This window comes from Synechococcus sp. B60.1, from assembly GCF_047462555.1.
Taxonomy (GTDB): Bacteria; Cyanobacteriota; Cyanobacteriia; order Thermostichales; family Thermostichaceae; genus Thermostichus.
Map to the genome: position 1 here is coordinate 3,980 of NZ_JANSJN010000108.1, position 5,236 is coordinate 9,215.

Annotated in this window: 5 protein-coding genes; 2 read left to right on the forward strand and 3 right to left on the reverse strand. The window is 57.5% G+C overall.

What is annotated here, in order from left to right:
• The 3 genes from NW863_RS11115 to cfa form a co-directional block, all read right to left on the reverse strand.
• On the reverse strand, positions 1–1,001 hold a 1,001-nt coding region (locus NW863_RS11115; protein ID WP_414366387.1), incomplete at its 3' end, for a metal ABC transporter solute-binding protein, Zn/Mn family.
• 13 nt (positions 1,002–1,014) lie between these two features.
• Positions 1,015–1,458, reverse strand: a complete 444-nt coding sequence (locus NW863_RS11120) for a SufE family protein (protein ID WP_414366388.1) — start codon at positions 1,456–1,458, stop codon at positions 1,015–1,017.
• Between the two features lie 89 nt (positions 1,459–1,547).
• Entirely contained in the window at positions 1,548–2,687 is a 1,140-nt protein-coding gene (gene cfa, locus NW863_RS11125; protein ID WP_414366390.1) for a cyclopropane fatty acyl phospholipid synthase, read from the reverse strand.
• A 605-nt stretch (positions 2,688–3,292) separates the two neighbouring features.
• On the opposite strand from cfa, the gene NW863_RS11130 reads away from it, so the two are divergent.
• Entirely contained in the window at positions 3,293–3,715 is a 423-nt protein-coding gene (locus NW863_RS11130; protein WP_414366392.1) for an archease, read from the forward strand.
• A gap of 75 nt (positions 3,716–3,790) precedes the next feature.
• On the forward strand, positions 3,791–5,158 hold the full coding sequence (locus tag NW863_RS11135; RefSeq protein WP_414366393.1) for an RtcB family protein: 1,368 nt from the start codon (positions 3,791–3,793) through the stop codon (positions 5,156–5,158).
• Positions 5,159–5,236 lie beyond the last annotated feature (78 nt).

Here is a 5,236-nt window from a genome sequence, read left to right on the forward strand (position 1 = left end):
AGGTTTTCCACGTTCTGCCGCAGGATGGTTAGGTAGTACTCCGGCTCGATCCCCTCTGGGCCAGCCGTTTCCAAGGGATCGAATACACGGACTTGTACCCCCAGATCTCTAGCCAAGACCTCAAAGGGGTTGTCCTTCCCCACTTGTGGCTCCACCAGGATTGTCTTTAGGCCCGACTGCCGCACCGTATCCATCACCCGCCGCACATCTTCCGGAGAGGGGCTGGCTTCCGGGATCTCCACCAGGAACTCCGCTTTGAGGTTGTAGCGCTCGGCAAAGTAAGGGGCAAAGTCGTGGAAGACCACAAAGCTCCTGCCGGCGAAGGGAGCTAATTTCTGCTCGATTTCTTTATCCAAAGCTTCCAGTTGCTCGATAAAGGCAGCGGCATTGGCGCGGTAGATCTCTGCCCCTTCTGGATCGACAGCAATGAGGCCGTCGCGGATGTTTTCCACCTGCCGAATGGCCCGCCTGGGATCCAGCCAGATGTGGGGGTTCAACTTGCCGTGAGAGTGCCCGTGACCATGAGAATGGCCATGGCCGTGGCTGTGACCATGAGAATGGCCATGGCTGTGGGAGTGGCCATGCTCTGGCTCCTGGGTCTGCAAAGTCGGGATCCCTTGGCTGCTGTCAATGATGCGCAGCTTCGGATTGCCGGCGTTGGCAATCAATCCCTCCAAAAAGGTCTCCATTCCCAACCCGTTGATCACCAGCACATCCGCCTGGGACAGCAGGCGCGCATCCTCGGGTCGAGCCTGAAAGTTGTGGGGCCCCATCTGGGGAGGGATCAGGGGTTTCACCTCGGCCCGCTTCCCGGCCACGGCGCGGGTAAATTGCGTTATCGGCAGGATTGTGGTCACTACCTGCGGGGGAGTGGATCCCTGCTGGGCCTGGGATCTCTCTTGGCGCATCTGCAAGCTGCCCAGGATCCCGACCGAAAGGGCCGCCACCAGCGAGGCCAGCGATCGCAGGGGTCGGGCCGAACGCAGAGAGTTATTAGCCATGAGCCCTAACACCTCACGAGACAACAGAGACAGCAGCGTCGGAAGCGCCTGACTTCTGGAAAGCCAAGGCCCGCTGCTGCAGCAGCGAAAACATGCTCACCAGGCCGTTGCTGCGGGAAGGGCTAAGGCTGAAGTTGAGGCCCATTTCCCGCACAAACTCCAGGGAAACCCCCAAAATTTCCTCTGGTGCTGAGCCACTTAGCCCCTCCACCAAAACGGCCACCAAGCCCTTGACCAACTGGGCATCGGCATCTCCCTGGATGTAGACCTTGCCGTCTCTTAGCTCGGTGGCCAGCCACACCCGCGAAGCACAACCCCGCACGAGATTCTCCTCTGTTCGCTGGGAATCGGGGAAAGGGGGCAGGCGCTTGGCATAGGCCAGCAGCAACTCGTACTTCTGACGAGAGGTTTTGGCCTTTTGAAAGCGCGCGACAATCTGCCGCAGAGCTTCGGGCATCAACCCACTTGCCTGAATGAGAATGATAATCAAAAGTCATCGTAGCACGCGGCTTGGGGAGCCCAAGGGGTTGGCGGGGGAGGAAACAACTACCGCACCGAGCGGTAGCCGCCCCTTACTCCCCTGGGCGAGAGGACTAGTTGCCAAAGCTGGCTGGCGCGGGCCTTGAAGCTGCCAGCACTCATCAGCAGGTAAAGCTTCCACATGCGGCGAAAGCGCTCGTCGTAGCGACCAGCCAGTTGGGGCCATGCCCGCTCAAAATTGGTGTGCCAAGCTTTTAGGGTGGTCACGTAGTTGATCCCAAAGTTGTGCCAGTCTTCCAGAACAAATAGGCCCTCGAAAGCCGCTGTTATCTGACGAGGCGAGGGCAGCATCGAGTTGGGAAAAATGTAGCGCTCAATCCACGGATCCCGCCCCTGGTAGGCAACGTTGGCGCCGATGGTGTGGAGAAGAAACAAGCCATCCTCTTTGAGAAGGCGACGGACTACCTGCATAAATGTTCGGTAGTTGCGGTAGCCCACATGCTCAAACATGCCCACAGAAAGGATCCGATCAAACTTTCCCTGCGTCTGGCAATAGTCTTCCAGCCGAATCTCCACCGGTAGGCCGCGGCAGCGTTCGCTGGCTAGCCTGGCCTGCTCTTGCGAGACGGTGATGCCCACCACCTGTACACTGTAGCGTTCGGCCAGGTACTGTGCCGTGCCGCCCCAACCACAGCCGATGTCGAGCACGCGCATGCCGGGCTGGAGATCTAGCTTGCGGGCAATGAGATCCAGCTTGGCTTCCTGGGCTTCGTCGAGGGTTTGTGCCCCCCCATCCCAATAAGCACAGCTATAGATCTGGCGGCGATCCAGCATGGCCTCGTAGAGGTCATGGCCAAGGTCGTAGTGGCGCTGGCCAACCACAAACGCTCCCTTACCCCGCTGGCGGTTGATGAGGCGACTGTCCAAGGCAAGCAGGAGCCGAACTGGCCAGCCCACTCGCTCGGCTGCCCGACTGGTGAGGAGACGACAAACCAGCTCATCAATAGCCTCGCAATCCCACCACCCCTCCAGGTAGGCCTCGCCAAAGCCCAGGGATCCATAGAGCAAGCAGCGCAGGTAAAGCCGCTCGTCGTGGACTTGCAGATCCCAGGGCCGCGAGCCATTGACAGCTATATCGGCAGCCTCCAAAAGCCTAAGTCCATAGCTGCGTGCCAGCCGATGCAGGATGTTGAGATCTTTCCTCATCGCTGGGATCCCCCTGCCGTCGAAAGGATCAGTGTTGGCTATTCATTTTCCAGTAGCCCTACCGCTGTCAAGGGCTTTCTGTCAACAGCCCAGGTCGCCTTCTGGTTTTCGTCGTCAGTGCCGACCACTCTCGAAGCAGCAAGTTGCCCAAAAACCCAAGAGTGCGCCGATCTCGCCTTCTACCTAATTTTGGCTGCCCTTATCCCAATCAGCTATCTCTAGAGTTCCTATCCCCCACAGATCCCAGGAGATGGGATCCTCGAAGTGCCCTCAGCGAACCCAGATTCCCGCTTTTCTCCAGTTTCTAGGGATCCCCAAACAGAAAAATAGAGCCACAAACACCTCCCCTATTAGCGGGAGGTTTTTCCCATTGGGATCTCCCGAAGGGGTAATTCCACAAGCTCTGCCAACCTCAAAAAAGTCTCCCATTCCTATGCAGGAGGAAGAACAAGAGACGAATACAATAGTAGTACCCTAGTGGTTGTTTCTGTTTCCAACCTCCAGGGATCCCCTTGCAGAGGGAGCGATAAGTTGCGTAAGTTACGGTATCGCTGCCGAGTCTAGATGACATTGGGCTTCGGCCTGCCCTGAACGAGGAGACTGCCGTGGTGCAGGCAAGATGGGAGCATTTTGAACACATGGCCGACATTGGCGTCCGCGGCTATGGGGCAACGCCGGAGGAAGCCTTTGCCCAGGCAGCTTTGGCCCTGACTGCGGCGATCACTAGCGTGGATGAAGTAGATCCCAGGGAGCGGCTAGAGATCGAGCTAGAAAATTCAGGCGATCTGGAACTATTGTTGGTGGACTTCCTGAATGCAGTGATCTACGAGATGGCAGTTAGAGGAATGCTGTTTGGGAAAGTTGAAGTGCATCTTGCAAAAGACCATCTCAAAGCCAGCCTGTGGGGGGAAAGAGTTGACCGCACCAAGCACCGACCGGCAGTAGAAGTTAAAGGGGCAACTTACACGCAACTCAAGGTAGCTCAAGAGGGTGAGCTTTGGGTGGCACAGTGTGTGGTGGACGTGTAAGGGAGGCAGTCTATGGATATCAGGAAACTTGAGCGTCTAGATGAAACGGTTTGGCGCATTCCTCCTAAAGGCAAAATGCGTGTCCCGGTCTTGATCTTTGCCGATGAAGAGTTAATCCGGGAGATGGACGACAAAGTGGCCGAGCAGGCCAGCAACGTGACCACTTTGCCAGGGATCGTGGGAGCGTGTTATGTGATGCCAGATGCCCACTGGGGCTATGGCTTTCCCATCGGTGGGGTGGCCGCCTTCGATGCAGAAGAAGGGGGGGTGATTTCCGCTGGTGGAGTGGGATTTGACATCTCCTGCGGCGTGAGAACCTTGCGGACGGGGCTGACGCGCGAAGAAGTGGAGGAAGCAGCAGAACCCTTAGCCAATGCCTTGTATGCCAGCGTACCGGTAGGGCTCGGCAGCCGCAGCAAGCTTTCCTTGAGCGACAAAGAGATGGAAGCCATGCTGGAAGGCGGAGCAGAATGGGCTGTGGCTCAAGGCTACGGCAAGAAAGCAGATCTAGAGCACATCGAAGAACATGGCCGCATGCGTGGAGCAAAGCCAGGCGAAGTCTCCGCCTACGCCCGTGAACGCCAGCGGCGCGAGATGGGAACCCTAGGCTCAGGTAACCACTACCTCGAAGTCCAGGTTGTCGATGAGATCTACGATCCCAAGGCTGCCGAGAGTTTTGGTCTCAGGCAGGGGGAAGTCGTCATTACTATTCACTGCGGCTCGCGGGGCCTGGGTCACCAGATTGGCACTGAATATTTGAAGAAGATGCAACAGGCAGCTAAAGAACACGGCATAGAGCTGCCTGATCGCGAGCTGGCATGTGCGCCTTTGCAGTCCAAAGTGGGGCAAAGCTACCTGGGAGCAATGCGGGCAGCCGTCAACTGCGCCTTGGCTAACCGCCAGATCATCACCCACTGGGTGCGCCAGGTATTCGCCGAGCTTTTTCCCAAGGCTGAACTCGACCTCATCTACGATGTCTCCCACAACACCTGCAAGGAGGAGACACATATCATAGAGGGGAAAAAACGCCGCCTGTTTGTCCACCGCAAGGGGGCAACGCGCGCTTTTGGGCCCGGCCACCCAGAGATCCCTCAGGCTTTTCGTTCCATCGGTCAGCCGGTAATCATCGGTGGCTCCATGGGCACGGCCTCCTACATTCTGGTCGGCACCGAGCAAAGTGAGGCCCTTGCCCTCTCTTCAGCTTGCCACGGGGCCGGAAGAGCGATGAGTCGCAACCAGGCTCTCAAAGCCTGGACAGGGCAGGAGATTATCGAACAACTGCGACGGCGCGGCGTCATTGTGTGCAGTCCTTCTCTGCGGGGGGTAGCCGAAGAAGCGCCCCAGGCCTACAAAAACGTAGACAAAGTTGTGCGCGCTGCCGACCAAGCCAAGATCGCTAAACTCGTAGCGCGCTTAAGGCCTATTCTCTGTATCAAAGGCTAGGGATCCCCCGAAAGGGGAAGCTATTTTTGGGGGCTTAATGCCCCTTTTTTCGTTGTTTTTAATTCCTAGGGATCCCCC